Annotated in this window: 33 protein-coding genes; 23 read left to right on the plus strand and 10 right to left on the minus strand. The window is 35.3% G+C overall.

Annotated elements, in window-relative coordinates; genetic code table 11:
- Positions 1 to 15 precede the first annotated feature (15 nt).
- On the plus strand, positions 16 to 156 hold the full coding sequence (locus tag BFM98_RS24650; protein WP_225341030.1) for a DUF3953 domain-containing protein: 141 nt from the start codon (positions 16 to 18) through the stop codon (positions 154 to 156).
- Positions 157 to 562: 406 nt separating this feature from the next.
- On the plus strand, positions 563 to 763 hold the full coding sequence (locus BFM98_RS15690; protein WP_004228479.1) for a hypothetical protein: 201 nt from the start codon (positions 563 to 565) through the stop codon (positions 761 to 763).
- 173 nt (positions 764 to 936) lie between these two features.
- Here the strand turns inward: BFM98_RS15690 and BFM98_RS15695 are convergent, their stop codons facing one another.
- Positions 937 to 1,185 carry a hypothetical protein gene (locus tag BFM98_RS15695; RefSeq protein ID WP_254660047.1) on the minus strand — a complete coding sequence of 83 codons (249 nt, stop codon included), beginning with the start codon at positions 1,183 to 1,185 and terminating at the stop codon, positions 937 to 939.
- Between the two features lie 660 nt (positions 1,186 to 1,845).
- Here BFM98_RS15695 and BFM98_RS15700 point away from each other — a divergent pair.
- The 3 genes from BFM98_RS15700 (at position 1,846) to BFM98_RS15715 (ending at position 7,048) form a co-directional block, all read left to right on the plus strand.
- The gene (locus tag BFM98_RS15700) at positions 1,846 to 3,954 is read left to right on the plus strand and encodes an S-layer homology domain-containing protein (RefSeq protein WP_066037852.1); all 2,109 of its coding nucleotides are present in this window, start codon (positions 1,846 to 1,848) and stop codon (positions 3,952 to 3,954) included.
- A 668-nt stretch (positions 3,955 to 4,622) separates the two neighbouring features.
- Positions 4,623 to 5,252, plus strand: a complete 630-nt coding sequence (locus BFM98_RS15705; protein WP_066037853.1) for a hypothetical protein — start codon at positions 4,623 to 4,625, stop codon at positions 5,250 to 5,252.
- A gap of 737 nt (positions 5,253 to 5,989) precedes the next feature.
- A complete protein-coding gene (locus tag BFM98_RS15715) occupies positions 5,990 to 7,048 on the plus strand; it encodes a hypothetical protein (protein ID WP_139111242.1) in 1,059 nt (352 codons plus the stop codon).
- On the opposite strand, the gene BFM98_RS15720 is transcribed toward BFM98_RS15715, so the two are convergent.
- Positions 7,032 to 7,712, minus strand: coding sequence for a site-specific integrase (locus BFM98_RS15720; protein WP_083225386.1), 681 nt, complete (start codon positions 7,710 to 7,712; stop codon positions 7,032 to 7,034). The two genes, BFM98_RS15715 and BFM98_RS15720, sit on opposite strands and share 17 nt — an antisense overlap.
- 8 nt (positions 7,713 to 7,720) lie before the next feature.
- Positions 7,721 to 7,843 (minus strand): hypothetical protein, encoded by a 123-nt coding sequence (locus tag BFM98_RS24440; RefSeq protein ID WP_256389913.1) that lies wholly within the window; start codon positions 7,841 to 7,843, stop codon positions 7,721 to 7,723.
- 243 nt (positions 7,844 to 8,086) lie between these two features.
- Between BFM98_RS24440 and BFM98_RS24580 the strand changes: the two genes are divergently transcribed.
- The 4 genes from BFM98_RS24580 (at position 8,087) to BFM98_RS15740 (ending at position 10,651) form a co-directional block, all read left to right on the plus strand.
- Positions 8,087 to 8,209 carry a terminase gpA endonuclease subunit gene (locus tag BFM98_RS24580; protein WP_368664812.1) on the plus strand — a complete coding sequence of 41 codons (123 nt, stop codon included), beginning with the start codon at positions 8,087 to 8,089 and terminating at the stop codon, positions 8,207 to 8,209.
- Positions 8,210 to 8,238: 29 nt separating this feature from the next.
- On the plus strand, positions 8,239 to 8,484 hold the full coding sequence (locus tag BFM98_RS24025; protein WP_066037857.1) for a terminase gpA endonuclease subunit: 246 nt from the start codon (positions 8,239 to 8,241) through the stop codon (positions 8,482 to 8,484).
- Positions 8,485 to 9,145: 661 nt separating this feature from the next.
- Complete coding sequence (locus BFM98_RS15735) at positions 9,146 to 9,712, plus strand: polymorphic toxin type 35 domain-containing protein (RefSeq protein WP_066037859.1); 567 nt, start codon at positions 9,146 to 9,148, stop codon at positions 9,710 to 9,712.
- 21 nt (positions 9,713 to 9,733) lie between these two features.
- Positions 9,734 to 10,651, plus strand: a complete 918-nt coding sequence (locus tag BFM98_RS15740) for a hypothetical protein (protein WP_139111243.1) — start codon at positions 9,734 to 9,736, stop codon at positions 10,649 to 10,651.
- 521 nt (positions 10,652 to 11,172) lie between these two features.
- Here BFM98_RS15740 and BFM98_RS24030 read toward each other — a convergent pair.
- Complete coding sequence (locus BFM98_RS24030; RefSeq protein WP_175400763.1) at positions 11,173 to 11,310, minus strand: hypothetical protein; 138 nt, start codon at positions 11,308 to 11,310, stop codon at positions 11,173 to 11,175.
- Between the two features lie 161 nt (positions 11,311 to 11,471).
- Here BFM98_RS24030 and BFM98_RS15745 point away from each other — a divergent pair, with 161 nt between their 5' ends.
- The 10 genes from BFM98_RS15745 to BFM98_RS15795 all read left to right on the plus strand — a co-directional run bounded on the left by BFM98_RS15745 (position 11,472) and on the right by BFM98_RS15795 (position 18,895).
- Positions 11,472 to 11,948 carry a hypothetical protein gene (locus tag BFM98_RS15745; RefSeq protein WP_066037861.1) on the plus strand — a complete coding sequence of 159 codons (477 nt, stop codon included), beginning with the start codon at positions 11,472 to 11,474 and terminating at the stop codon, positions 11,946 to 11,948.
- A gap of 265 nt (positions 11,949 to 12,213) precedes the next feature.
- Entirely contained in the window at positions 12,214 to 12,645 is a 432-nt protein-coding gene (locus BFM98_RS15750; protein WP_004228455.1) for a BrxA/BrxB family bacilliredoxin, read from the plus strand.
- Positions 12,633 to 13,421 (plus strand): class I SAM-dependent methyltransferase, encoded by a 789-nt coding sequence (locus BFM98_RS15755; RefSeq protein WP_066037862.1) that lies wholly within the window; start codon positions 12,633 to 12,635, stop codon positions 13,419 to 13,421. The genes BFM98_RS15750 and BFM98_RS15755 overlap by 13 nt, the downstream gene beginning before the upstream one ends.
- A gap of 63 nt (positions 13,422 to 13,484) precedes the next feature.
- The gene (locus BFM98_RS15760; RefSeq protein ID WP_066037863.1) at positions 13,485 to 14,039 is read left to right on the plus strand and encodes a hypothetical protein; all 555 of its coding nucleotides are present in this window, start codon (positions 13,485 to 13,487) and stop codon (positions 14,037 to 14,039) included.
- 4 nt (positions 14,040 to 14,043) lie between these two features.
- A complete protein-coding gene (locus BFM98_RS15765) occupies positions 14,044 to 14,535 on the plus strand; it encodes an immunity 22 family protein (protein WP_066037864.1) in 492 nt (163 codons plus the stop codon).
- Between the two features lie 103 nt (positions 14,536 to 14,638).
- Positions 14,639 to 15,400 carry an ANT(4')-I family aminoglycoside nucleotidyltransferase gene (locus tag BFM98_RS15770; protein WP_066037865.1) on the plus strand — a complete coding sequence of 254 codons (762 nt, stop codon included), beginning with the start codon at positions 14,639 to 14,641 and terminating at the stop codon, positions 15,398 to 15,400.
- Between the two features lie 494 nt (positions 15,401 to 15,894).
- A complete protein-coding gene (locus BFM98_RS15780; RefSeq protein WP_066037866.1) occupies positions 15,895 to 16,689 on the plus strand; it encodes a nucleotidyl transferase AbiEii/AbiGii toxin family protein in 795 nt (264 codons plus the stop codon).
- Between the two features lie 193 nt (positions 16,690 to 16,882).
- The gene (locus tag BFM98_RS15785; protein ID WP_004228445.1) at positions 16,883 to 17,362 is read left to right on the plus strand and encodes an RNA polymerase sigma factor; all 480 of its coding nucleotides are present in this window, start codon (positions 16,883 to 16,885) and stop codon (positions 17,360 to 17,362) included.
- Positions 17,362 to 17,868 (plus strand): hypothetical protein, encoded by a 507-nt coding sequence (locus tag BFM98_RS15790; RefSeq protein WP_227744886.1) that lies wholly within the window; start codon positions 17,362 to 17,364, stop codon positions 17,866 to 17,868. The genes BFM98_RS15785 and BFM98_RS15790 overlap by 1 nt, the downstream gene beginning before the upstream one ends.
- A 250-nt stretch (positions 17,869 to 18,118) precedes the next feature.
- Positions 18,119 to 18,895: a basic amino acid ABC transporter substrate-binding protein gene (locus tag BFM98_RS15795; protein WP_004228443.1), complete on the plus strand. Its 777-nt coding sequence runs from the start codon at positions 18,119 to 18,121 to the stop codon at positions 18,893 to 18,895.
- Positions 18,896 to 18,954: 59 nt separating this feature from the next.
- Here BFM98_RS15795 and BFM98_RS15800 read toward each other — a convergent pair whose 3' ends face one another.
- Together BFM98_RS15800 and BFM98_RS15805 are read right to left on the minus strand one after the other, a co-directional pair.
- Positions 18,955 to 19,404, minus strand: a complete 450-nt coding sequence (locus BFM98_RS15800; protein ID WP_048394580.1) for an SRPBCC family protein — start codon at positions 19,402 to 19,404, stop codon at positions 18,955 to 18,957.
- A gap of 204 nt (positions 19,405 to 19,608) precedes the next feature.
- Positions 19,609 to 20,046 (minus strand): MarR family winged helix-turn-helix transcriptional regulator, encoded by a 438-nt coding sequence (locus BFM98_RS15805; RefSeq protein WP_054549302.1) that lies wholly within the window; start codon positions 20,044 to 20,046, stop codon positions 19,609 to 19,611.
- Positions 20,047 to 20,196: 150 nt separating this feature from the next.
- Here BFM98_RS15805 and BFM98_RS15810 point away from each other — a divergent pair, with 150 nt between their 5' ends.
- The 4 genes from BFM98_RS15810 (at position 20,197) to BFM98_RS15825 (ending at position 22,911) form a co-directional block, all read left to right on the plus strand.
- On the plus strand, positions 20,197 to 20,601 hold the full coding sequence (locus tag BFM98_RS15810) for an Ohr family peroxiredoxin (protein WP_004228436.1): 405 nt from the start codon (positions 20,197 to 20,199) through the stop codon (positions 20,599 to 20,601).
- Between the two features lie 22 nt (positions 20,602 to 20,623).
- Complete coding sequence (locus BFM98_RS15815) at positions 20,624 to 21,250, plus strand: nitroreductase family protein (RefSeq protein ID WP_066037868.1); 627 nt, start codon at positions 20,624 to 20,626, stop codon at positions 21,248 to 21,250.
- A 67-nt stretch (positions 21,251 to 21,317) separates the two neighbouring features.
- Positions 21,318 to 21,677 (plus strand): DUF1304 domain-containing protein, encoded by a 360-nt coding sequence (locus BFM98_RS15820; protein ID WP_066037869.1) that lies wholly within the window; start codon positions 21,318 to 21,320, stop codon positions 21,675 to 21,677.
- A gap of 499 nt (positions 21,678 to 22,176) precedes the next feature.
- On the plus strand, positions 22,177 to 22,911 hold the full coding sequence (locus BFM98_RS15825; RefSeq protein WP_048394621.1) for an SDR family NAD(P)-dependent oxidoreductase: 735 nt from the start codon (positions 22,177 to 22,179) through the stop codon (positions 22,909 to 22,911).
- 349 nt (positions 22,912 to 23,260) lie between these two features.
- On the opposite strand, the gene BFM98_RS15830 is transcribed toward BFM98_RS15825, so the two are convergent.
- From BFM98_RS15830 to BFM98_RS15845, 4 genes are all read right to left on the minus strand, one after another.
- On the minus strand, positions 23,261 to 24,397 hold the full coding sequence (locus tag BFM98_RS15830) for a zinc-dependent alcohol dehydrogenase (RefSeq protein ID WP_054549299.1): 1,137 nt from the start codon (positions 24,395 to 24,397) through the stop codon (positions 23,261 to 23,263).
- Between the two features lie 22 nt (positions 24,398 to 24,419).
- Positions 24,420 to 24,782, minus strand: a complete 363-nt coding sequence (locus BFM98_RS15835; protein ID WP_048394572.1) for a spore coat protein — start codon at positions 24,780 to 24,782, stop codon at positions 24,420 to 24,422.
- Positions 24,783 to 24,794: 12 nt separating this feature from the next.
- A complete protein-coding gene (locus tag BFM98_RS15840) occupies positions 24,795 to 25,004 on the minus strand; it encodes a hypothetical protein (RefSeq protein ID WP_016993944.1) in 210 nt (69 codons plus the stop codon).
- Positions 25,005 to 25,684: 680 nt separating this feature from the next.
- The coding region (locus tag BFM98_RS15845; RefSeq protein WP_139111244.1) for an IS3 family transposase at positions 25,685 to 25,894 on the minus strand (210 nt) is incomplete at its 5' end.

Genomic DNA, 25,894 nt, shown 5'->3' on the forward strand with positions numbered 1-25,894 from the left:
CAATTGAATTACCTCATGATATTGTTCTTAGGCCTTTTCATGTTCACTCTAGGCATTCAAGAATTCCAAAAACAGCGAACAGTTTATGGTTGGTTCCTAATGGGGGTATCTATATTTTCAATCTATGTGTCCGTTCAAAGCTTTGTCTTGATTTAAGGGAAGTAGCCACTGTTAATTTTCGTAATACCATACATTGATCAAGTCCTTCCAGACATTTTCATAAATCACTTCCAAAGTATATAATGGCCCTTCATCTGGATAGGATTCAGTTAAAATTTGCATGGCATTTTTTTTCTGTCGATGTCATGTTCAAATGTTCGTCTTTACCTCACGATTTGCCCCTTGTCCCATCATTATTATTTTTAGGATTTCATCAGGAAATGCAAATGTTTTTCCTCCAGTCTAACTGTTTCATTACAAGCAATAACAAAATGAATAATAAGAATATTTTCTTCATTATTTTCCTAGATATTTTATAGGTTTGTGGGTAGACTCCCTCATCGCACATACTAGATATTTATATGTTATAATTTACATAAATTACATAAAATGAGGTGATAAGATGGAGAATGAAAAATTAGTGTGCAAGGCTTGTGGTCGAGATAAATTTACGACTGGACAGGTGGGAGGTACTACAAGCCAGGGCAATATAAGACCTATTGGCGCAATCATGGCGGTAGGGTCACCACTCCAAATGACTTTTTGTAAAAACTGCGGGGAAGTCGCTTCATTTAAAGTGGTAAAACCACAGAATTTTAAATAATCGTTGAAAGGGTCACTGATAAGAAAGTGATCCTTTTTATATAGTGGACGTTTAAAAGGGATAAGGATTTAAAAGCATACATGATGTTCGACTTTGGTTAATTGAATACCATGATATGAAACCTGTCTTACAAGACAAAACACCCTCTAATAGGTTTAAAGGGTGTTTAAAAACTAGATAGAGTTTCGATAAGCTCTCAAAGTTGAATGTAAGTTTGAATTCGAACTTGTGATTGATTTTTTATAGTTATACATACCTAATGGGCTTAAATGATTAGAACTAGATCCTAATAACCCTTGCTTTACAGCGCTTTTTAACGTATCAATTTGTTTGCTAGATAGTTTAGAAGTTTTACTTTCTTCAATTATTTTATTTATCTTTTCTTGATCCTCTTTTGATGTAGCTTTAACTTCCTTGTTCATTTGTCGCGTCAACCCATAATACTTAGACGAGGATCTACGTGACATTAAATATTGCATAGTAGAAAATTTTGTCGTCATCATGATAAATTGTCACCTTCCCATTCACATTTTTAGTTCCATAGTTCTTATCGTACTGAATTTGAAAAGATTTAGTATATTTACTTTTTTTAGTAATTGATTTTCAGGTTTAATCATACCAGATGATGGCACCTGTAAGCATTGAAAAAACGTTGAGACATACTAGCAAGAACACAGTATTAAGTCAGTTGGATATAAGCTATCATATCTACCACTGCCGAAGAAGCATATATTGAATATGAAAGTAAGCGTTAATTACTGTTTATTTTGTAATTAATATATATTTAATGGATGGATTGAATTACAGAAGGAAAAAAAGTAATAGGTAAAGAATATTTATTGTAGAAGACCTGTTAAAACTAGATGAGTTTGTTGATAGGAGGGATACAATTTAACAAGTAATTTGTGATGATAGAGTTCTAAGTAAAATGAGAAGTCGCTGCACAAGCAACGAATAATTCTATGCTGTTAATAATTAACAGTACTATTAACGTTTGTTAATAGAAACGACATTAAATGGCTATAAAATTAATAATTGAAGATGAAAGATACTTATTCCAAACTAAACTAAGGAGTGTTATTTTGAAAAATATTATAATTAGTATAGTATTTTTATCAAGTTTTGTCGTTTCATTTCTTTCAGTAAATACAGTCACCTTTGCTGCAGTTGATTTCTCTGATATTGAGAATTCCTATGCAAAAAATGCTATCAACGAGTTAGTGGAAAAAGGCATTATAAATGGTTATCCAGATGATGAATTTAGACCATCATCAGCAATTACAAGACAAGATTTTGCTATGATTTTAGCGAAAGCACTGGATTTAAATCTAACTAACTCTCCAAGTACTCCAACATTTACCGATATTCCAACAACTCATTATGCTTATCCAGCTATCGAAGCAGCAGTTAAAGCCGGATTAATAAATGGGATAGGTGATGGGAAGTTCGGCGTTGGCTCAGGTTTAACACGTCAAGAAATGGCCACTCTATTTGCTAGAGCATTAGATGGTGAAACTAATGGCCTTGGCGAACAGCTTACTTTTGCTGACCAGCATAAAATTTCTGCTTGGGCAAGGGATGCGGTAGGTTTTGCAGTAGCATCAAACCTAATGACAGGCGATACATTAAATCGTTTCAATCCACAAGGAATTGCTGAAAGACAACAAGTTGCCCTTGTTGCTTCTCGATTTTTAAAGCAGATTGATAAAGTAACACCAGAACCAAAACCAGAACCAAAACCAGAACCAAAACCAGAACCAAAGCCAGATCCAAAACTAGAACCAAAACCAGTACCAAAGCCAGAACCAAAACCAGAACCAAACTCAGACTCAGACTCAGTTCCATCACCAACACCAATTGTAATTCCTGTAGTCGGGATTACATTGAATGAGGTGATAGAAAATCTTAAAATTGGTGAAACAAAGACATTAACAGTAAATGTTGTACCCGCAAATGCGACAAATAAACTTGTGAGATGGACTTCCTCAGATCTGAACGTTGCAACTGTTAACGGGCAGGGGAAAGTAATAGCGACTGGTATAGGGACTGTGACCATAACATCAACAACGGTAGATGGACTAAAAACGGCTTCAGTTACTTTCACAGTGACCCATAGCAATGGTGCAGCGATTACTGGCGTAGGAACGTCATCATCTGTTTTACAACTGGGAGAAACTACTAGTAGAACAGCAGAAACAACCGAATCAGGCACAATAACGTGGTCATCAAGCAATACAGGTGTTGCAACAGTTCATTCTAGTACAGGTGAAATTACTGCTCACACACCAGGCAACACAACCATTTCGTATACAAGTAGTAATGGTAAAATGAATTCTGTGAGTCTCACTGTATATGATGAGGCAACAGCAAAAAGCCCAACATATTCGCAAGTACTGCAAATGGATGAAGTAATAACAGCTTCAGTAGGAGCAGGTTTATCTGCAACAGCAACAAACAAAAGTTTTGTAGCTGAACCAACAAGTGTAGCGATAGTGAATGCTACAACTGGCCAAGTAACAGCTATAAGTGCAGGTAGCTCAGTTATTACGTATGTAGGAATGGATGCTAATGGCGTAGTAATTGAAAAAGGTACGACAACTGTGACAGTTCATCCACAAGCAGCAGTAGCAGCAATACCCATGGTGCCAGCACCTTATTCAGTTATTGGCTGGGGCTCAGCAGCAACTAATTTTACGCCTCCAGGAGTCGGACAATCCATCATCTGGACTGTAACAAATGGTACAGGAGCTGCAACAATTCAGCAAAGTACAGGGGCTATAAGAGGTGCTACAGCTGGTGATGTAACGGTAAACTATAAAATAGTAGATAATAACACTAGAGTAGTAGCTTACAAGTCAGCACCCGTAACGGTGACAATTCCAGATACACCAAGAGTTAATATTTCACCACCATATGTTGATGGTGGGACATTTGGTGAACCTTATTCCATGTCAACTAATGTGAATTTGACGGTTGCCATAACAGGGGAAAACAATTCAAATGTCACTTTCAGTAATCCGAGAAGTAATGATGACAATATTGCCACTGCAACGATTACGGGTCCAAATCCTTCTGGACATGTTTTTTTAAATGTGCAGAAGATTGGTACAGGAGAAGCTCAGATAACATTTGATTACACAGATATTAACAATAATACTGGGTCGATGACATGGATTTTTAATTTCCAATAGAACTAATTTTACAAGCTAAAGGATGCGTCTATGGACGTGTCCTTTTATAGTGTCGTTCAAAAGAGGCATTGACTAATCATTCCCTCTTTTTTCAGCATAAAGTCGGCAATAAAATCATCACAGCTTGGCGAGCAGCCATTCATATATAGTGAACCTCCAAGTAAATTAAGCGAATCAAAACAAAGCCAATATGATACAAAGCATGTCGCGTGTTAGTCGATGTATTGATACGAACCGATTGAAGCATTTTGGTGCAAAAGCATGACTTATGTAAATATTATAAGCATACCGTTAGCAGAAACGTTTGAACGGCTTGAGTCCTGTCTACTTAGAGTTGTTCATTTTGACAATTATGTGAATGGTTTTACCTAACTAACTTTAAAATGTTTTCAAGGGTTTTTGAAGAAAATTCACAGTAAATATTACTTTAGATGTACAAGTAATAACTTGTACGCCAATAATAAGGAAGGATAAGTGACGTGATTTGGCGTGATTTGTTTTTTATTTATAAATTACGCCAAAATATACATAATAAACGCCAAAAAAATGGCGTTGATTGAGTGTTGATTTAGAAAAGTTAAGAATGTTAGGATAAAATTACCTCGAGGGATATTTACTATAGTAATTCAACAACTATTACTAAATAGATTACAATAGGAGTTTATTTCATGAGAAAATTTAAATTAATGACTATTTTAATGATCACAATGACGTTACTTTTTTCAGGGGTCTCTAGTTCGTATGCAATTAGTACTGTTGAAAGTATGAATCAAGAACAAAAATTAGAAAATGATTTAGCAGAAGCACTTGAATTGATTTTTGACAAAGCAGTTTTAAAAAATAATAAAGAAGTTATTGTAGGTTATGATAGAGAAATAATAGAGACAGAATTAAAAGGTAATTCTATGAAAGAGGCGATCATTGAGGGATTAGAAGTAGAAAACCTACTAATTTCTTCTGAAGACGTTAATATAATTTCTGAACCACAAATTACACTATTTGCAGTAGCTTGTGAATGGCATGGTAAAAGAGAAACAATGGAATTTAGAGCAGCAGAAAATGAATGTATTAAAGAAGGTTTATCGAGTTATTTTGGTATTGCTACATCATTAACGATTATTGTTGATGCAATTAGAGCATCTAATTTCAAACAAGCTGCAAAATTAATTTTAAAAGAGTTTCCTAAAAAAGTTGCAGGTGCAACACTTCCAGGTTTAGTAATAAATCTTAGTGTTATCTCAGTAAGCTGTTCTACTAAGATGAACAAACTATTCCCAGGAAGTTCTAATTGTGAATAAGGAAAAATAAAATATGAAATTAATCAGGAACTTTCTAATTTATTTTATAGTCGGTGCGATAATTATAAACATTTCTAAGTTTATTTATAATAAAGAGGACTACTATTTTGATAGTAAAGAGACGATAATGTACGGTATTATCACTATGGTTGTATTTCTCATAATGGATTATGTAAGAAATATAAGTAAGTCCAGAAGTAAATAATTTTGTGATAAACCCAGGTATTCAATAATTTTGAGCCTGGGCTTTTTCCTTTTGTATTATTGGTATATTTAGTAATTAAATATTACTTTATATGAATACATACTAGAAGCGATGAAACATAATGAAAGCTTTGATTGTTCTAATTGTGCAATCACGAAGTCACATTCCCCCCAAAAACCCAAGAAATCAGGCGAAAAGCATGTCTTTGTACATTCACACAAAACCTCTTTGCGAATACATATGAAAGAGGGTAAAAGCATGAACGCTTATGATGAATGTATGCGTTCATGCTTTTTCTATGTCTTGATATATCAACGTTTATAGGGGTTTTTTGAGGTTGGTTTTTTAGAAAAAGTCACGGAAAGTAAACATTTATTCTTAAGTTCTTTTTGAATAAAGTTTAGGTCTAAAAAAAATTTAGAGCAACATTAAAAATAAAGTATAATATATGTAATAAATGGGTTTTACTAATTAATTTAAACACTTTAAGAAGCGAGTGAGATAGAATATGATACTTGTAAATGGAATTATTATGTATTTAGCAACAGTTGGTATAATGTTGCTTATTTTGAAAAAAATTAGTGTTGTTATGCTAAAGGTACAAAATAAATTAAAAGAATTTTTAAATCGAAAACAACTGAACTACTTAAATAATAGACAATTAAAAAATCTCATTAGAACTATAAAAATAGAACTTTTTTTATTAAATATACTTAATAAATTTATTCAAGGTTTCCCATCTAAAGAGGTAAAGAATTACACAAATGAAGAAACTACATACTTTATAAATGGAAATGTAGAATACTATAAATTTTATTTAATTAAGTTCTTACCTATTAATATTTTTAACGTATTAATAGTATTATGTATATTACAATTATTTTATGAAATACCGATAGTTAGTTACATATTTAATATTAATTTACCAACATTCAAAGAGTTGAAAACTTGGATAAGTTTAGCCTCACCACTAATAGTAATTTTAATAATTGTTCTAGCATTTTATTTTTTAAGCCCATCTGGATTAATAAGAACTACAAAAAAAGCTGTTCATAAAGATAATTTAAAAACGCAAATTGAATTTCATTTTAAACATAAAGGGTTATTTTATAGGGCGTTACGTACTGCTAACCAAAATATAGGATATATTATTAATAATCAGAAGGATTTTATTGAAAATAGAATACATAAAAAAGCTTTTTATTTAGAAAATTTACTTGATATTGATGAAATTTCATTATTGGCAAAAGCAATCAATAATTTTAAAGTCGAAAATTCCAATTTGGAACTATTTACTTTCGGGATTAGTCATAAGGTTTGTTATGATTTAGAAAGAGAATTTTCTAAACAAATGGATGAAAATGAAATTTCAGAAATACTGCAAAGTATTTTTATTACAAAAGAATCCTTTGATACGTTTTATTTTTCAAAAAACGATGAGTTTTTAGTTTACAAATTTAGCAAATGTATTTTAAATAGCATTAAATTTCAAATCTATATTCATAAATATCTTAAAATAGTTGAAGAGAAAATTGTTAAAAAACATAATATATTTGATTTCTTATCATTTATCACTAATAAAGATAAATAAACCATAATAATTTAAATGTGGAGATACTCTTTAAGAAATTAGTATCCCCATTTTTATCTTCACACTTCCAACAACTCAGTAAACTTATCATGCATCCTCTCAGTAGCGGCCATGCGCATCCCAGATGTAACATGCAAATAAATCTTCGTTGTTGATCAGAATTCTTATGTCCAACCCGATTCATAATAAAGTTCAAATCCACCCCAGCCTCTGCCAACAGACTAATATGTGTATGCCGGAGGATGTAGGTGCGGAATTGTTTGTTGATGTCGGTGAGTGCACCGATGCGCCGGACGGTTTGGTTGAGCATTTTGACGATAGGGGGGATGCCCTCCTTATCGCCGAAAACAAAGTCGGACTTAGCCCATTCTCGATACTCGCGCCATTTGTAAAGCTGCTTTAATTTCTCCACTACAATATCATCAATATCGACGGAGCGGATGCTGCCTGCAGTTTTGGGTGGAGTGAGCTCGAAGTAACCCCTTATACTTTTCTTTGCATACACCGTTTTGTTGATGTGTATGACCTTCTTCTCCAAGTCCACATCCTCATACTTTAAGGCAACAGCTTCGCCTGGTCGCATTCCTGTAAAAGCGATTGCGTAGATTAGCGTGCGATATATGATATTATGATGTTTGTCCACGTAACTTAAAAATTCCTTCAGTTCATTGGTTAAAGCTTCGCTGTGTCCTCACTGCTTGCTTCCTCTAACGTCATTTTCTTCTTCGGCACAAAATTAGCTTCCACAGGGTTCATTTCAATCAATCCAGATTCTTTGGCATAGGCAAATAACATTTTGGCTGTATTATGAGTACCGCGTAGCGTATTATAGGCTGTTCCATTATCAAATAGATGATTGAGCTATCCTTGTAATTCGATAGACGTGATTGCGGTTATTTTCTTTTTCGCCAAATAGCGATTGAGTAGGGAGATGCAATAGGTACCTTTAACTTCTAATATTCTCGTATATTTACTATTTAATATCTATATACAGAAGTTAAATGGAAATCACATCTGGGGAAAAAGATTGCTCGAAATATTGAAGCAAAGAAACGTGGATTTCATTTAAACGCCCTTGCATCTCCTTGGGAGAAATGGGCAAAGATTTTAGATGAATTTAAAGAAGCAAATCGTAAAGGTATAGAAACCTTAAAAACGTAGGTTAATACAGTCGTGAGAAGAAAAGACGAATGATTAAAGACCATTATAAACTTATTTCTCGACATATTGGCTATGAATGCGAAGTACCAAAGGACGTATTAGTATTGACGGCTGTAGTTGATGTTCAAGATGACCGATTAGAAGTAGAAGTTGTGGGTAACGCTTCTTTTGATCCTTTTGTAATAGCCCTTTGTCGTCAGATAGGTTCAGCATTAGAACTGAATTATACAGATAATTTAAAAGGTACAACAATAGAGATCCGTATTCTTATTTAGCGAGTATGGGAATCTCCGAGGCACAATTCAAGCTAGACATTTTAAATGGCTTGGAGGAAGTAAAAGGGGCTGAAATTACAGAAGCGAAAGTTATACTTAGTGATACAAAAACTATTCCAGCAGTGATTATAGATGGTAGGACACACGTTTCAAGTACAAGAGCTAGCCGATCTTTTAGGGTTAAAACTCGTTTATAACAACGAAAGTTAAACAACAAAAATGTATGAAGTAAAAAGATAATATTAACTCTTTTGTAATTCGAAGGCCTGTTACCTTAATTGGTAATGGGCTTTTTTATTTCACAAACATAAAATCAAATAAATTACAATGAAATTAATAGTAATTATTGTTAAGGTTTTGTAAAAACAATAAAATATACTATCAGATAAGAATGTCAAACAAAATCTGATGAAATTAAAATAAATGTAACTTTGGACCTTCTTATTACATAAATACCGCCAAAATATGGCGTGATTGATAGCGTTATGTGGCGGTTATTGTAAATTTAATGTAAATTTTACGCCGAAGAATGGCGTGTTTCAACAATTGAAGTGGGGAAGTTTCCAATGATAGGATAATAATAACTCGAGGGTGTGCTTACTATAGTAATCAGCTTATTAACAGAAAATTAAATTCAATTAATTCATGGAGGGTAAATATATTGAAAAAGTTTATTATTAGTCTAATATCTACATTTTTATTATGCGCAACGATTTTACCAAGCATATCTTTTGCACAAGAAATAAATGAAGGATCTGGCAATGAAAATTATGAATATCCCGAAGGATTAGATAATACCCTTCCTATTGATAAAATTGGTGATGGTGAGGAAGCGGTACAACAATTTTGGGTAGGTCCTATATTCAGAGTGGTTTTACAAGCTGGGAAATATATTTCATCGATGAATAGAACAGGTAAGGTAATAAAAACTGCTAGAAATGTTGTAGCTACAGAAGCTCATATTTTTTCAAAAAAGCATCTTGATGGAGGTATACTGAGATTAGGAAAAGATAGACAGCAAATTGTAGACAGAGGGATTGACATAATATCAAAAAATGACGACAACGGAAAGTTGAAACAAGGGCATAATCAAATTTGGACAAATATCAATAACCAGCCAGCTGAGGTAAGATGCTTTGTGAGTAAGGATGGTCAAATAGAAAGTTTTGATATTTTCTTTCGTGCGGTAAGTACGCCTAAACCAGGTGCTAATTTGATTATTGATTAAGAGGCGAGGATGAAAAATTTCATGAAAAAATTACATTCGAACGGACATTCACTTATACAAAATGAAAATACACTATCTTTCGTAAGTTTTTCTGAAGAAGAGGATAAAACTTACTATTATCAATATAATGGTGAAAATCTAAAGGAAATATCAAAAAAAGAGTATGTGGAAAGTAAATTTGGTGATAAATGGGATGATATATCTAGTCAATTGGAGGAGTCAAATTATTCATACATCGAAAATATAGCGAAATGTTGGATAAATGAAGAAGGAAAAAGAAAATTAATTAGTCTTAGTGAATACTATATTAATACATTTGGGGAAAATTGGGAGGATAAATATGATATTAATATCATACCTCACAATATTTTTTCTGATGTTACTAATTTTATGACATGTGCTATAAGAAATGAAACGATTTGCCTTCTGTGGCCTCATAATATCATACTGCACTTCAATGAGGATGATAAGCTTGTTCAATATATTTTGTTGGAAACCTCTGACTATTATGATACATTGTATAAAATTTGTTCAGATGGACAAGCAGTCTGGGGCGTATCTCCCACTTTGAATTCTGTTGTAAAATATAAATTTCCGAGTTTTGAAATAGAAAAAATCTACCGTTATATGCCTTATGAAGAACTCCCAGGAAAGTCTGAAGGTATAAGTAATGAAATCAATGTAATTTATTGTGAAAATGAGCTAACAGGATTAAATTACCCAGAATATATTTCTTATATCGATGAGAAATTATATATTTGTGATATGGAAAATAAACGAATTGTAACGTTTAATCCAAACAGTGGGAAAATTGAACAATATATCTCTCTGAATTCTAAACCGTTTGAGTTTTTAAAATATAAAAATCAATTTGTTATTCAAACAGACACTGGAATATATTTAATGAATAAGAATGAAAAGAAGGATTTTTCCGATTAGAATTTCTCAAAAAAGACCAGGCGCTCATATAAAATAGAGTACCTGGTTCTTTTTGTTTATTCATCATATTCATCACATGAAGTTCCTTAGCTGTATCTTTTCTTTTTAAAATATACAACGATGTTAAAAATCACTAATACTAAGCATAATGAATAAATGACTATCATTGAGTAATCAAAAAACTTTGGTTCTTTCCAATTGACCATATCTGTTAAGATATACAAAGCAAATGCTAAAGCAGCCACATATCCGATATTTTTCATAATTGAATGGATGTGATAAGATTATAGGGAAGGAGGCGCTAACCTCCTTCTGTAAGTTTTTAGCGACGTTTACCTTTGCGAGAGGGCGTCGCTTTTGTTTTGGCTTATTCTTCATATCGCTAGTGTTTTTTGCGGAACTTGTTAGTAAGTTAAGCAGTTGCGATAGCTACTAGATAAGCTAGAACCTTATCATAATCACTTTGTCAACCTCCTTTCTATACTCATGATATATATCAAGTGATTTATAAAAGTTTTTTTTTATTTTGCTAAGTGATTATCATAGTATTCATCAAGCTTTTCAGCTACTCCTAATCCCATACGGCTAATGTCGCTAACACCATCTTTAGCAGCCTGTGCAGCGTTAATAACTGCTTCTACCTTTTCTGTAAGTTTCATATGTCATCATCCTTTATAATTTTATTTAATTGTAAATCAAATGGTATATATATCAAGTGGTTTTTATTTTATAGAGAACCACTCTTTTTGTTGAGAAACTCTTGGTATATTTTAGGTTTCAAAGTATACTCTATATAAATCCATAATAGGAGAGATGACGCATGGTGAAAGCTTTGAATTGTCCAAACTGTGCTGCAGTTTTTAACCCAAGCAATAAGTCATGTGAATACTGTGGGAGTTACATCATCACCACTGATTCGAAACAATTTAAATATGATCTAAATGAATTTAAACCAACTTATAAAAAGATTTTTTTCCATGAAATTGAGATGGGTACGAATGAGCTACCAATACGCTCTGGAATGGCGAACATTTATTATAGTGCAACTAAATCGGATGGAGGGCGCTTGTTATTAACCAATCAACGCCTTATTTTTTGTGCTCATGCTCTAAACATTAATCCTAATTTATATTGGGAAATTAGTTTAAAGGATTTAGATCGAGCCGAGAATGGTTTAAATCTTCTTATCTCTCAGAGAATTAAGATTTTTGATAGGAAAGATAATGAAACAACTTTTGTCGTTTATGGCGGGAAAACTTGGATAGCCGAAATTGAATGTGCTTTAAATCAATATTAAATAGAAGCGACCAGGTATATAATTATTATTAAGCTTGGTCATTTTTCCTCTATGATCCAGTTACATTCAATTTAGTTCCATTTTTTAGGTGTGTAACGACCCCGAATAAAACCACTATCCGTTACACAAAAAAGTCACCAAAATCACAAAAAAGTCACATTTCTCCCGAAAACCTACGAAATCAGGCAAAAAGCATGTCTTTGTACATTCACACAAAACCTTGCTATAATAAGGTTTGCGAATACATAGGAAAGAGGGTAAAAGCATGAACGCTTATGATGAATATATGAAGCAGGTTGTGAAGCCGATGCGTGAGGAGCTTGTGGAGGCTGGTTTTACGGAGCTAACGACTGCGGATGCGGTGAATGAATTTATGGCGGAGACAAAGGGAACATCATTAGTGGTGATTAACTCGGTTTGTGGTTGTGCGGCAGGGCTTGCTCGTCCAGCGGCGCGTGAGGCAATAGCAGCGGTGAAGCCAGATCATCTTGTGACGGTGTTTGCGGGGCAGGATCCAGAGGCGACTGCAGCGATGCGTGGTTATTTTGAGGATGTGCCACCTAGCTCACCATCTATGGCGATTTTAAAGGATGGGGAGTTGGCTTACTTTATCCCACGTGAACAAATTGAGGGATTCCCTGTGGAGCAGATTGTCTCTCATTTAACTGGCGTGTTAGAGCAAACATGCGAGAACTAAAAACGATTGTGACGACTGCGGGCAGACCAGACGATGTATCGATGGCGCTCGCTGCTTTTGCGTGTCAAGAATTAGGTGCTGCGTTTGAGCCACGGAACAAGCGCTCTGTTCGCAAAATTTCGCAGGAGTTGCAGGCACATGTGATGGTCGCTGGGAAGAATCGCTTCGAGTATTACGCCTATGGGGCTCAGGAGCCGTTTTTCTTTCACCCCAATTCTGCGGCGTTTCGATTAAAGCGTGTGGCCCGTGGTGAGGCAGAGCCTTTTTTGGAAGCGGCACAGCTTCAACTGGGGGATTCGGTGTTGGATTGTACGTTAGGTTTAGCGGCAGATGCCATGTTAGCAGCTTATACAGTGGGTGAAGCAGGTCGTGTTGTGGGACTGGAAGCAAATCCAAATGTAGCGTTTATTGTTAGACAGGGGATGCAAGCCTATGATACATCCGAGCTACCGTTAACTGCCTGTATGCAACACATCGAGGTAATACAGTCTGAAGCTGTTCGCTATTTAAAAACCCTACCAGACAACGCATTTGATGTGGTTTATATGGACCCAATGTTTGAGAAGGTTATAGAAGAGGCCAATAATTTTCAGGCATTACGGCTAGCAGGGGAGCATGTCACATTAACCGATGAATGGGTTTATGAAGCCAAGCGTGTAGCGAAAAAGCGTGTGGTGTTAAAGGCACATTTTCGCTCAGAGTGGTTTGCGACCTATGACTTTCAGCAGCATGAACGGATAACTGCAAAATTTCATTATGGTGTGTTAGAGGTATAGAGGCTTGTTCTTGAGACAAGCCTTTTTTTAGTATATGGTAATAAAAGAGGAGGGTGGAATAATATGGTGAACAATGATAAACGAACTCCCTTTGAGCTAGACTTGCTGGCGAATGCACAGTCGTTGATCTGCACGAAACCTCCTATTCCATGGGCGTATGAAACGAGCATTGCTGCCAATGGTGTTTTGGCTTGCGGTTGGGATCATGAGGAAAACATCGTGCTAGTTAGTGGCTCTGGCTATAGTGTCACTGAGCCTATAACAGGTCGTCGTCTTCATCGAGAACGAGATATGGATGAAACCTACGACAGAATGAGTGATGACCGTTTAACGTTTCAATTGCCTCAGGGGACAATATCTATTTTCGGCTTTGAAGCTGGGGATGGGATTCATATGACAGCAGATGGCTGGCAGGTTGAAGTTATTTATCCTTGGTGGCCACGTGCCACAGTAGTACTCGATTATCTTTATACAACTAATTATACTTATTTAAAAAATGCGACAGCTATTGATTTACAGCGATTGGATGGCATGATTAAATGTGGATTTTCGCCATCTGGCAAGCATTTAATAATAATGGGCTCAGGCGGTGCATTGATTTATTCGAGAAAGGGATGAGGTCATGGATGATGAACAGAATGGCTATGTTTCCATATGGGCTGGTAATTTTACAAGCGAAGAACAGTTACATACATATCTTGCCACTGTCTATCAGGGAGAAGATGAAACGGACGAAGCCTTTTCACAAAAGTTAGCAAAGCTTTTTTTACCAGAAAATCAGCACCGTACTTGTGAGGAAGAGTTTAAAGCACTTTATGATGAGTTCTACAATCAATTTGAATACGATTTCGGCTTAACCTTCGACGAGGATTTTTGTGAAGCGCTATGTTACGAAGCAGCTTCAAACCAACTTAAGCAACTACTTTGTGATGAATTTTCCTATTCGCAGCAATTTAAACATCAAGTGCTAGCCAAAATGAGGAATGAACTACAGAAAGCTTATAATGCAATAATTTTACTATATGACATGAAATATGAGGGTCACATTCAATCTGTAAGCCATGAAGCGTTTCATATCGATTTTGTATGCTCTATTAAATTACAGGAAATGTGATGAAAGGAGGTTTTGATGATGTTACCAGCAAAAATTCCTCGTTAAGCCCGTGGTCCACCTTGGTTCAATAACAACGATCTTACTTATAAAAGGAGCGATGTAAATGATTGGACCAAGAAAAAAGACAAGTGATGAACGCATGCAGATTGCCCATTCGATTGCACAACAAGTTATAGCAAAATATGGAGGAAATGTTCGAGCAATTGGTATTTATGGCTCGTTGGCTAGAAAATCAGATGGTCTGTTTTCTGACATTGAGCTTAAGTGTGTCTGTCATCAATTAGAGCACAGCTACAGCTATGAATGGACAGCAGGAGATTGGAAGGCAGAGGTTAATTTCGATCAAGCAGAAGTGATTATCGAAGAGGCAATAACGGTTGAGGAAGATTGGCCATTAACAAATGGGAAGTTTTTCGATTTACAGCCACTTTACGATCCTACTGGCTTTTTTCTAGAACTCAAAGACAAAGCGGCCACTGTGGAGAATGCCCGATTTAAGGAAGCAATTTGCAAAACCATTGTAGACGAAATGTATGAATACATGGGGAAATTAAGGAACATAGCTGTTCAGGGTCCCACTACATTTTTGCCGATACTGGCGATGAAAATAGCGATGACAGGTGCCATGATAGTAGGATTACACCATAGGCAGTGCTATACAACATCTGCACAAGTATTACCTGAGGCTTTAGCGATGGATGATCAGCCACATGGGTTAAAAGCATTAGCTGAAATGGTCATGACGGGCAATCTAACGAATCCTCAGCAAATCATAGCTGCCTGTGAAAACTTTTGGCAAACACTTCTCCAATGGACAGCTGAAAAGGGCTACCAGATTAAATGCTCTAAGGAGATTCCTTGGTAATTTTTTATAGACCTTTACTTTTATAGTATAAGGTGCTATAATAGAACACGTGCTATTTTAGGTAGCATATTTCCGTAATCTGGCATTCTGCTTTTTGTTTTTGTAGATACTTATTCACACTGGCGCATGCTTTGGGGCTGCAAGGACGCAAAAGATGGTAGGGTTTGCGTTGCTTAAGTTAGAAGGCACACAGTGGAATTTTACCGCGGTGATGAAACGAATCTGGTTTCAAGATAATATTCCCCAGACGATTGGGTTGAGACTTTTACAATTTACGAGAATGTTACCTATAAATACTAAAGGGGTAGTTTCGCAACAGCGAGGCTGCCCCTTGTCTAATTTTAAGGCCTGTCATGTCCAACCATGACAGGCCTTTTTGGTATACATTACCGTTTACTCTCTTCCATAAATAAGTGATAATAAAAGCATGAATTTTAGTAAAAATCTAAATTCTGCATAAAAAATCAGAAAAATCAAAAAGGTGAGGGATGTCAATGGGAAATATCGACACACTATCGACGAATGTCGTGACACAATTAGAAGAAATGGCTATACGGCAAGACAATATGGATCTGCTAGTATCACGCTATTGCCAAGAAAGACTGCTTTATCGCCTATCCGTATCCTCCTATGATGATCAATTTTATCTAAATGGGGATCTACTATTATTTGCTTTAACAAATGGATTGGTGAAGCCTTCCAAAGAAGTCACGCTGACTGCGCAAGCAAGCGTTCATCAACACGATATAGTGAAACAGGCCTTTTATGAAATTTGTTCACTAGCAATACCAGCGGATGGCATTGAATGGGATTCACAGCGGATCGAATCGTCCGTATCGAGTGACAATATTCAATTAAGCATACCAGCTACATTGGGCAAAATGACTGTATACATAGAAGTTTGGATTACCTTTAAAGAAAACATGCGAATAACACCAAAGGCCATTAATTTTCCAAGCTTGCTAGACAATAAGGCTGCGGTGGTTTATACATATCCAACAGAATTCGTACTGGCACAAAAATTTATCGAAATTTACCAGTACCCAGCATTAGAAAAGACTGAAAAAACAATAAATGAAGTACAACAATTGCTACAAACGCAAACTATTGAAGGACGAAGATTGCAGGCGTATATTGTGGACTTATTTGATCGTCATCATTTTACAATCGAGCTAACTTCTACACTCGAGATGACAGGGATTCTGAAACAATTCTTTATCCCTATTTATGAAGCGATTTTGGCTGAGGACGAATTTTTCAAGCAATGGAACAATCGAGCTTGGCAATGAAGAGAGGGACCCGCAAATCATCTACGGTTTGCGGGTTTTTGCATGGCTATTATTCAGTAATTTATTAGGGAGATACATTTGTATGTCTCATGAATGGTTTCTTCTTTTTATTAAAATGTAGCTAAAGTGTATGTGTTGCACGAATAGATAAAGTTGAATCGTATTATGTCATGAAGGAGGTTAGGTGAAAAATATGATAAAGTTTGCTGGCTTAAGTGTGCAAGAAATTGTTCAAACATATAGTGACACCCTCATACGAATTGCTGTGCAACAGACCAAAAATATGGCTGAGGCGGAGGACATTGTGCAGGAGGTTTATATGACACTGATGAGGCAGAACAAGCCCTTTGCTCATGAAGCACATTTAAAGGCTTGGCTCATAAAGGTGACATTTAATAAGTGCAAGGATTATTTTAAGTCCTCACGTGTGAAGAAGACGGTACCCATTACAGACGAAATGGCCTTTATTGCAAAAGAGGAGCAGATGGTTCTTACTGAAATTTTTGAGCTTCCTTCAGAAGAGAGAGTCATTGTTTATTTACATTATTACGAGGGCTATACAACGGCAGAAATTGCTGATTTATTAGAGATCAACGTCAATACAGTAGGCTCAAAGCTCAGAAGGGCACGAATGAAGCTGAAAACGATTCTAGAAGAGGGGAGCAAAGTATGATGAATGCTTATAAGAATGTGATGAAGCAGATTCATGCTTCTGAGGAATTTAAGCGTAAGATGCAGGAAGAGATGATGAAATATGAAAAGAGGTCCTTTATGAAAAAAGTAAGAATTAGTGTTGGAAGCTTAGTAGCCTGTGCAGTGATTGCTGTCCTTGCTATGGTAAATATAAATCATGATACACCAATTGATTTGACGGAGAGAATTGTTGCGGACCATTCAGCTCCTGCGGCAAGTGCGCTAGTAAATATCGAAGGGACCATTACGGAAGTAGGAGAAGATGGGCTGAGCTTTACATTGGATAACGGTATGGAAGTAGTCGTGACAGATAAAACCAAAATAGGAATAGATGGACCGACAGCACCACCTAAGGAGGAACAGCTATTTGAGCCTACTTTTAGAGTAGGTAATTTAATTGGCGGCTATACAGAAGATACCTCCTCAAATCCAGTTCAGGCTGCTGCCATTTATACAAATTGGAATTTTGAACATCCAATACGATAAAGATTTAGATGCGCAAAAAAGAATTTCCGAGGGGAGATTCTTTTTTTATAGCTTCTGGTTAACTATTTATTCCTTTTAATCCTAAAAACGAGATTGAATAATACTATTTATAAAGAAATGATTATTTTTATACAAAAAAGTATTGTCTAAAGAGAATATTGTCACTATAATTTACGTAATAGTCTTACATTTCCGAATTGCGAAAAATAATACGCATTATGGAAAAAATATCATACTAGGGGGATGGGCTATGAAAAGAAATTTAATGGTGTTGCTTACAATTATGGCAGCTTTCACGCTAGTTTTAGCGGGTTGCGGCTCGAAAGACAATACATCATCAGGTGATGGAGATAGTAAAAAAGTTTATAAGGTAGGTACTGAGGCTACATTTGCACCTATCGTATCTCTTGATGATAAAGGGAATATTGTAGGGATTGATGTGGATGTGTTACAAGCAATCGCGGATGAAATGGATTTTGAAGTGAAGTGGGAAAGTATTGGTTGGGAGCCGGTATTCCAAACAATTAAAAATGGTGAAACAGATATTGGTGGTGCAGGGATTACAATTACGGACGAGCGTAAGGAAACATTTGATTTTACTGAGCCGTACTACGAATCTCAATTATTAATCGTGGTGAAAGAAGATTCAAAGATCCAATCATTGGATGAATTAAAAGATAAAAAGATTTCTGTACAAATTAATGCTACTGGTCATATGGCTGCCAAAAAGCTACAGGGTGAATCTAGTCCCAACATTTTTGCTTTCGAAAATCAACCAATTGCTATTCAAGAGATGCTGAATGGCAACGTAGAAGCGGCGATTGGAGATAATTCAGTTGTTTATGAATATATCAAGGCACATCCAAATGACAAAATCAAAGTAATTAAAGATGATTCCTTCGAAAAAGAATACTATGGTTTCATGGTTCAAAAGGGGAACAAAGAGCTTTTAGATAAGTTAAATGAAGGCCTTAAAAAGATTAAAGAAAACGGTAAGTTAAAAGAAATTACAGGTTCAGACTTTTAGTAATAAATAAACCGTAGAAGCTCACCTCAAGGGGAGTTCTACGGTTTATTTTTTAGGTGCTAGTCTTGCGCTTCAGCAACTGTTTTGACCCGTTCTAAAAATTGTACGACTACTTTGTCCGATGCAAACAATAAAAATAATTTGACGAACCATTTTAACGCATTATTTGTTACGGAATAAGTAAAGGAAGTCTCTGTTTCATTTATTTTATTTAATTCATAGTAAGCCGTAATTTCAAACAAATTAGCGAGTACAAAGCCTACTTTCAATATTTTTTTATCAGGTGTATTCGAATATTCCAATGTTTCTACATCATACGTTTCGATACGTTTTCCTTCTTTATATTTTTGGCGATAAATACTGCCAACCCCTTCTTCTGTTACTTTTACAGGCTTGTTTTCAATTACCTGTGGCATAATCTTCTGCATATCAGCTAAAGAGCCATCAAGTAATTTCCAAACGTTTTCGATGGGGGCATTTATGTTTATAGTCTTTGTCCATGTTTTCATCCAAACACCTCTACTTTCAAAATTACTTATCTATGCTGTAAATTAAACTAATTAATAAATGTAAGTATACTAAATTTTAACGGTAGCCACATGATTATTAACATTTGAGGAGATAAGGGAGAGAAAAACAAAAAAAGATTGAAGCCAATGTAGCTCCAATCCTTCTTATTTACATATTCATCCTATTAATGGAATAGCTATGTGTTAGTTTTCATCTTTTATTTTCCAATCGTTATAAACGATATCTTGAAGTACATTTTTCAGTTGTACAAATTGCTGCTCTGAGATATTAGATTGCTTCATCACTTGGCGGGACACTTCAGGTAGTTTCCTTCTTACATCTACGCCTTCCTTGGTTAAATATATTTTCATTAATCGTTCGTCCTCCTTAGAACGTTCACGACAAATGTAATTCTTTGCCTCTAATTTTTTTAACAACGGTGTTAATGTTCCTGAATCTAAAAATAAACGTTGGCCCAATTCTTTCACCGTTATCTGTTCGTTTTCCTCTAAAGCTAATAAAGTGATATAGCCTGTATAAGTAAGATCGTAAGGCTTCAATAATAATGTATATTGCCGAGTGATTTCCTTAGATGTTGCATACAAAAGAAAGCACAGCTGATTATCTAAATGATTAGGCATAAAAATCCCCTCTTAAAGTTCTTCTACTACCATTTATATTAAAAATAAAGTTCCTACTTGTCAAACGCAATTAAATTGTGTACAATTCAATTTGTAAAAATTAGATTGTATGCAATTTAATTAATAACAAAAGATAAGGGGTTTTCAGTTATGAAAGAATTATACGCAACTACAATGATTAATGAAGGTGGCCGTAGTGGCACATCCTATGCAGAAGATCAATCTTTATCATTAAAAATTGCACCACCAGGCTCCAAATTAGCGGATGTTACAAACCCAGAACAATTATTTGCGGCTGGCTATAGTGCTTGCTTTAATAGTGCATTAGATTTAATCAAACGCCAAAAGAAACTAAAAAATGCATCAACCATTAAAGTAACAGTGAAATTAATGGAGCAAGCTTCTTTTGACTATGTGCTTGCAGTGGAAATCGAAGGGCATATTGAAGGACTAGCAGTGGAGGAAGCACAGGAATTATTAGAGGTCACACATACGGTATGCCCATATTCAAAAGCAACAATGGGCAATATTAATGTAACAATAAAAGCAGTTTAAATTGTGAAAAGAGGGAAACTACATGTTATCAACTACACCATTAAAACAAATTATGCAAATGCGTAAATCTGTTCGTAAATACAATGCAGAGACTAAAATTCCGCGTGAAACAATCATGCAGCTGCTGCAGGATGCTACTTCAGCACCTTCTTCAAGTAATATGCAGCCATGGCGCTTTCTTGTCATTGATGATAAGGAAATTCAGAAGAATATCAACTTCTTTTCATTTAATCAAGAGCAAATCGAAACAGCCTCTGCCATTATTGCTGTCATTGGTGATATAGAGATGTATGTAAATGCTGAGGAAATCTATGCAAAAAACGTGGAGCTGGGCTATATGCCAGAACCAATTGCCAATAAGCTTGCACAAGATGCGCTGACAATGTATGGTTCAGCACCAACAAAAACATTAGAAAATATCGTACACTTTGATGCTGGCTTAGTATCGATGCAAATCATGCTATTAGCGAAGGAAATGGGCTATGATACCGTTCCGATGGGTGGGTTTGATAAAGCAAAATTCGCGGAATACATGGAATTACCAGCAAATGAAATTCCTATTTTATTATTAGCCATTGGTGAAGCGGCAGCCCCAGCATATGGTTCTTCACGCCTACCAATAGACCGCATTGTTCGTTTTAATAAATAGTTTCAAGCAATGTCCTTGATACACTTGAGGACATTGCTTTTTTAAAGATTTTTTAGGAGGGAATAGGATGTCTTCATTAACTTTTATTTTAAGCTTAGTCGTAGCAGCTGAGCATTTGTATATTATGTATTTAGAAACGTTTGCAACTACTTCTAAAAGAACAGCAAAAACATTTAATCTGTCTGAAGAAGCGTTAGAAAATGCAAATGTTCAAGTTCTTTTCAAAAATCAAGGCGTTTATAATGGTCTGATTGCGATCGCCTTATTGTATGGATTATTTTTGTCACATCAGCAAACTGAAATTGTTGCCATTTTTTTAATCTTTGTAATCATTGTCGCTTTGTATGGTAGCTTAACAAGCTCTAAATCGATTCTATTAAAACAAGGTGGACCTGCTATTTTAGCACTTATTAGTTTATTTTTCTAAAGGAATCTCTACATATAAAAAGATTGAAGTTAATGTAAACTTCAATCTTTCCTGCACACATATTCTAAAGCGTGTCGCACATTTTTTACCTCAGTTGGCCACAAAGAAATTCAATAGCAAAACATTGATAACACGACGTAATGCATAACAGACGTTATCTCTGTTCTAATGGAAGTATAGTGGAAGACTTATATAATTGTGAGCAAAGATTTCTTTTTAAGGAAGGAAGATAATTAGCTTACATCTAATATACAGATTGTCCAAAACTTTATTAACAGTCAAAAAGATATATATTGTGATGATTGTCTCTCTGAAAAGTTGGATATTAAACCAAGACAACAAATCAATCAAATTTGTAATAAGTTAAAAAAACAGGTCTTTTATAAAGAGAGGTTAAACAATGTTCTTCTTGCGCCAAAGATATACTTATCAATAATATAGAATTTAGGTAGAGTTTTTCATAACATCCTAACTTTTTAATAAAGGGGTAAAATAGATGATGCTTAAAAATAGAAAAGTAATAGTAACAGGTGCAGCTTCTGGTATAGGAAAAGAAATTGTTAAACAATGTTTAGATGAAGGTGCTTCAGTACTTGCTTGTGATATTAATGAAGACGCCTTAAGGGAATTAAAACAATCAATGAATGTCCCCTCAGATTTGTATACATATCAACTAGATGTAAGTATTTATGAAGAAGTAGTCAATTTTTTTGGAAATTTGGAAAGAGAACATTGTGATGTAGATAGTTTAGTTAATAATGCAGGGATTTATTTGGGTAAGAATATACTGGATTATCAAACCGAGGAAATTGATAAAGTCATAGATATAAACTTAAAGGGATGTATTTATTTTTCTCAAATGTTCGGGAAATATCTACTTCAGAGCGAACGTAAGGGAGTCATCGTGAATATGTCTTCTGTATCAGGTATGGAAGGCAGTTCAGATGCAATATATGGACTCTCAAAAGCTGCTATATTGGGATTAACTAAAAGCTGTGCAGTGAATTTCTCACCATACATCAGAGTTAATGCCATTGCCCCTACAATGGTAAACACTCCTATGATGGATGCAATACCTATTTGGAGAAAAGAGGAATATTTAAATCATCAGCTCATCGATACACCTGTAATGCCTGAAGATGTTGCTGATACTGTTATTTTCCTCTTGTCAGATAGATCAAAGCATTACACAGGTGCGACATTTGATATTAATAATGGTGGATATCTAAGGTAGTTCAAAAACTTATTCAACTGTTTTGCCAAACTAATTATTTACTCAGAAATTTGGCGCTTTTCTCAAATAAGGAAAGCGTCTTTCCTCATGGAAATAAAACAAATGGGATGTTGAGTTGTTCATTAGAAGTTGTTCAATGAAAGGAATCGCTACATAATGATTTTTGGTTAGGGAGGGGTTAGTTCTGTTGATCAAAATGTAGTTCGCCAGTCGAAGAGGCTTGGTGCTCAAATATTAATGCCATTTTGAAGAATCACTTTCAGATGTAATACATATAAATATGTACCCCTAGGTCAATGAAAAAGGTACTTTTGCAATGCAGAGACAAAAGTACCTGAAAACTTCTATATTAGGGTTTTAAAACCACTTTAATGCAACCTTCTTGCTTTGTATCGAATATTTCATAAGCATGTTTTGCTTTTTCAAGGGGGAGGACATGTGTAATGATATCACCGACATTCACTTTTCCTTCAGCCATTAAGTTATAGACATGGGGCATGATATGAACAACTGGAGCCTGTCCAGTACGAATCGCTACATTGCGTTGGAATATATCTCCAAGTGGGAAGGCGTTGTATCGACCGCCGTATACACCGGTAATTTGGATTGTTCCTCCTTTACGTACAGCTTGACTAGCTGTGACAAGGGCTCCCATAGCACCACCTTGAAGTTTTACCCCACTTGCAAGAAATTCTAGTGGCGTCATTTTTCCACTCATCCCTACGCAATCAATGACAACGTCTGCACCGCCCTTGGTAATCTCTTTCAAGTATTCACCACAATTTTCATGGTCTTCAAAATTAACAATTTCGACGTTATTTGTCTTCTTTGCATGTTTAAGACGATACCCGATGTAGTCAACTGCGATTACTCTTTCTGCTCCTTTCAGCCAAGCAAATTTTTGTGCTAGCAGTCCAACAGGTCCGCAACCAAGAATAATAACAGTATCTCCTTTCTTCACACCAGCATTATCTACACTCCAAAAAGCAGTAGAGGCTGCATCGGCAAGGAGAACGAGACTTTCATCAGGAACTTCTGATTTCTCTGGAATTTTGAAAGGAATAAAATTGCCATAGGGCACTCGCATAAACTCTGCCTGTCCTCCCGGAAAACCGCCCGTTGTGTCTGAATAACCAAAGTAGGCACCCATTTCGCCATTATCGTTTGCATTATCACATTGACTTTCCAGATCATGATTGCAGTACCAGCATTCCCCGCATGCAATATTAAAAGGAATGACAATCCTGTCACCCTTTTTAACCTTCGTCACATCTTTTCCAACTTCTTCTACAATACCCATTGGTTCATGACCAATGACATAATCTTGTCCAAGATTCGGAATCATACCATGAATCAAATGCAAGTCTGACCCGCAAATGGCAGTAGTGGTTAAACGAACAATAATATCATCGGCTTTTTTTATTTTAGGATCTTGTACTTCTTTAACCTCAACATTTTTTACACCTTGAAAAGTGACAGCTTTCATTTAAAAAATCCCTCATTTTCGTTTATTTTTTCGGTGGGGTAGGGAACATTCCTTTTCGATTCATATCTTTAGGGAATAAATCCAACTGGGCAATACTAATCGCATTTTCTGCTGATTTAATATCCAGTTCCTTTTGTCCTGCAAGATCATAAGGTTTTAGCCATTCTTTTTTTACCATCAGTTCAGAAATTTCGAAATATAAATCGACCATGACATCCAGCTGAGTTCTCAAGATTTTCTGAAGAGCAGGAGAAGCTGTTTCTGTTAAGGCAATTGAAAGATTCCGAATACCCGTTTTAGTTGTAAGTAAAAACTCAAGAGCAATCCCCGAATCAGTTAGTTCAGGCATTCCAACTGAATTTATAGGATCTAAATAGTCTTGCATACAATTGTCCTCCTAATATTCCAATTCCGATTTTGAGTAGAGCTTAACCATAGCAGTGAGTGCCGGGGTAGATAATTTTACATTTTTGTCCAATAACGCTCTTAAATCATCATCAAAGACCACACCTTGACTCAGCTTCGATTTAAGTAAACTAGTTGTCATAAAGTTAATGACTTCATGAAATTCCATGGTTTCATGAAGTGCTAATTTTTTCTCAAACACGTAATTCGCACCTCCATAATTTTCTTTAAAAAGTCTTCCCTGTAGCAAGTCTATTTATGCAAATTCGCATTGGATTAATTCTAAGACTATATTGATAGCTATAATCTGATTTAAAGTTGAATTTCCTCCATTCTTTTCACTCAACCCATTTATTACATTACTTATGTGCTTGAAGCCTTATGAAAATTGGTTTTAGGCGTTTTTCTCTTTGTCTAAAGAAAATGCGGGATGTATCCTAAAGGGCGCTTTTCTGAAATAAGGGAAGCTTCTTTTTTTCATAAATGGGTCATTTAATGAAAGAAGGGAGCAACACTTTTTTTAGATAAATTTATATAAAATTGGATATAAAAAAGGACCTTCAGTCTCTATAGCTGTCAGGTCCTTATTTTTTATACTATTTCATTTGTTTTTTAAAATATCTTCTACTTTGGTAAACCTCAAGACAACAAACAGGAGAATGAAGCCCAGTACATCCTGGATATAACTCAATGGTTCATCATCTTTTGAATGCAACCATAAATTTGCTTAACACACTGCCAAGAATTATTAATATTATATTAGTCCCAACAAGCCAACTGTGTGCATGCATTACTATACATTGTAATGTAAAGAAAAATAAAAAACCCCAAAAGCTGCATATAACTGAAGTGACCCCTATAAGTTAGACACGGTTATTTCGTTTAGGCAGCTTGGGTAAACTGAGTTCGGTATTCTACCGGACTCAGTTTTAATTTTGCCTTTAAACGTCTCGTGTTGTAATACGTTATATACTTTTCAAGTTCCTTTTTAAAATGCTCGACACTATCAAATTCCTTTAAGTAGAGGAATTCTGACTTCATGATGCCGAAGAAATTCTCCATGACAGAGTTGTCATAACAGTTTCCCTTACT

The sequence above is a fragment of the Lysinibacillus sp. AR18-8 genome, assembly GCF_001705465.1.
Classification (GTDB): domain Bacteria; phylum Bacillota; class Bacilli; order Bacillales_A; family Planococcaceae; genus Lysinibacillus; species Lysinibacillus capsici.

What these genes read in the sequence shown, in the direction of transcription:
- BFM98_RS15745 (WP_066037861.1), top strand. Translation starts at nt 11,472, where the DNA reads ATGGTGAAAGCTTTGAATTGTCCAAACTGTGCTGCAGTTTTTAACCCA.
- BFM98_RS15835 (WP_048394572.1), bottom strand. Translation starts at nt 24,782, where the DNA reads ATGCAAGACTATTTAGATCCTATAAATTCAGTTGGAATGCCTGAACTA.
- BFM98_RS15830 (WP_054549299.1), bottom strand. Translation starts at nt 24,397, where the DNA reads ATGAAAGCTGTCACTTTTCAAGGTGTAAAAAATGTTGAGGTTAAAGAA.
- BFM98_RS15800 (WP_048394580.1), bottom strand. Translation starts at nt 19,404, where the DNA reads ATGAAAACATGGACAAAGACTATAAACATAAATGCCCCCATCGAAAAC.
- BFM98_RS15780 (WP_066037866.1), top strand. Translation starts at nt 15,895, where the DNA reads ATGGGAAATATCGACACACTATCGACGAATGTCGTGACACAATTAGAA.
- BFM98_RS15695 (WP_254660047.1), bottom strand. Translation starts at nt 1,185, where the DNA reads ATGAACAAGGAAGTTAAAGCTACATCAAAAGAGGATCAAGAAAAGATA.
- BFM98_RS24440 (WP_256389913.1), bottom strand. Translation starts at nt 7,843, where the DNA reads ATGTTATTTGCCTATGCCAAAGAATCTGGATTGATTGAAATGAACCCT.
- BFM98_RS15795 (WP_004228443.1), top strand. Translation starts at nt 18,119, where the DNA reads ATGAAAAGAAATTTAATGGTGTTGCTTACAATTATGGCAGCTTTCACG.
- BFM98_RS15740 (WP_139111243.1), top strand. Translation starts at nt 9,734, where the DNA reads ATGAAAAAATTACATTCGAACGGACATTCACTTATACAAAATGAAAAT.
- BFM98_RS15785 (WP_004228445.1), top strand. Translation starts at nt 16,883, where the DNA reads ATGATAAAGTTTGCTGGCTTAAGTGTGCAAGAAATTGTTCAAACATAT.
- BFM98_RS24025 (WP_066037857.1), top strand. Translation starts at nt 8,239, where the DNA reads ATGATTAAAGACCATTATAAACTTATTTCTCGACATATTGGCTATGAA.
- BFM98_RS15715 (WP_139111242.1), top strand. Translation starts at nt 5,990, where the DNA reads ATGTATTTAGCAACAGTTGGTATAATGTTGCTTATTTTGAAAAAAATT.
- BFM98_RS15765 (WP_066037864.1), top strand. Translation starts at nt 14,044, where the DNA reads ATGGATGATGAACAGAATGGCTATGTTTCCATATGGGCTGGTAATTTT.
- BFM98_RS15750 (WP_004228455.1), top strand. Translation starts at nt 12,214, where the DNA reads ATGAACGCTTATGATGAATATATGAAGCAGGTTGTGAAGCCGATGCGT.
- BFM98_RS15770 (WP_066037865.1), top strand. Translation starts at nt 14,639, where the DNA reads ATGATTGGACCAAGAAAAAAGACAAGTGATGAACGCATGCAGATTGCC.
- BFM98_RS15815 (WP_066037868.1), top strand. Translation starts at nt 20,624, where the DNA reads ATGTTATCAACTACACCATTAAAACAAATTATGCAAATGCGTAAATCT.
- BFM98_RS15760 (WP_066037863.1), top strand. Translation starts at nt 13,485, where the DNA reads ATGGTGAACAATGATAAACGAACTCCCTTTGAGCTAGACTTGCTGGCG.
- BFM98_RS15810 (WP_004228436.1), top strand. Translation starts at nt 20,197, where the DNA reads ATGAAAGAATTATACGCAACTACAATGATTAATGAAGGTGGCCGTAGT.
- BFM98_RS15690 (WP_004228479.1), top strand. Translation starts at nt 563, where the DNA reads ATGGAGAATGAAAAATTAGTGTGCAAGGCTTGTGGTCGAGATAAATTT.
- BFM98_RS15790 (WP_227744886.1), top strand. Translation starts at nt 17,362, where the DNA reads ATGAATGCTTATAAGAATGTGATGAAGCAGATTCATGCTTCTGAGGAA.
- BFM98_RS15820 (WP_066037869.1), top strand. Translation starts at nt 21,318, where the DNA reads ATGTCTTCATTAACTTTTATTTTAAGCTTAGTCGTAGCAGCTGAGCAT.
- BFM98_RS15755 (WP_066037862.1), top strand. Translation starts at nt 12,633, where the DNA reads ATGCGAGAACTAAAAACGATTGTGACGACTGCGGGCAGACCAGACGAT.
- BFM98_RS15825 (WP_048394621.1), top strand. Translation starts at nt 22,177, where the DNA reads ATGCTTAAAAATAGAAAAGTAATAGTAACAGGTGCAGCTTCTGGTATA.
- BFM98_RS24650 (WP_225341030.1), top strand. Translation starts at nt 16, where the DNA reads ATGATATTGTTCTTAGGCCTTTTCATGTTCACTCTAGGCATTCAAGAA.
- BFM98_RS15705 (WP_066037853.1), top strand. Translation starts at nt 4,623, where the DNA reads ATGAGAAAATTTAAATTAATGACTATTTTAATGATCACAATGACGTTA.
- BFM98_RS15805 (WP_054549302.1), bottom strand. Translation starts at nt 20,046, where the DNA reads ATGCCTAATCATTTAGATAATCAGCTGTGCTTTCTTTTGTATGCAACA.
- BFM98_RS24030 (WP_175400763.1), bottom strand. Translation starts at nt 11,310, where the DNA reads ATGAAACTTACAGAAAAGGTAGAAGCAGTTATTAACGCTGCACAGGCT.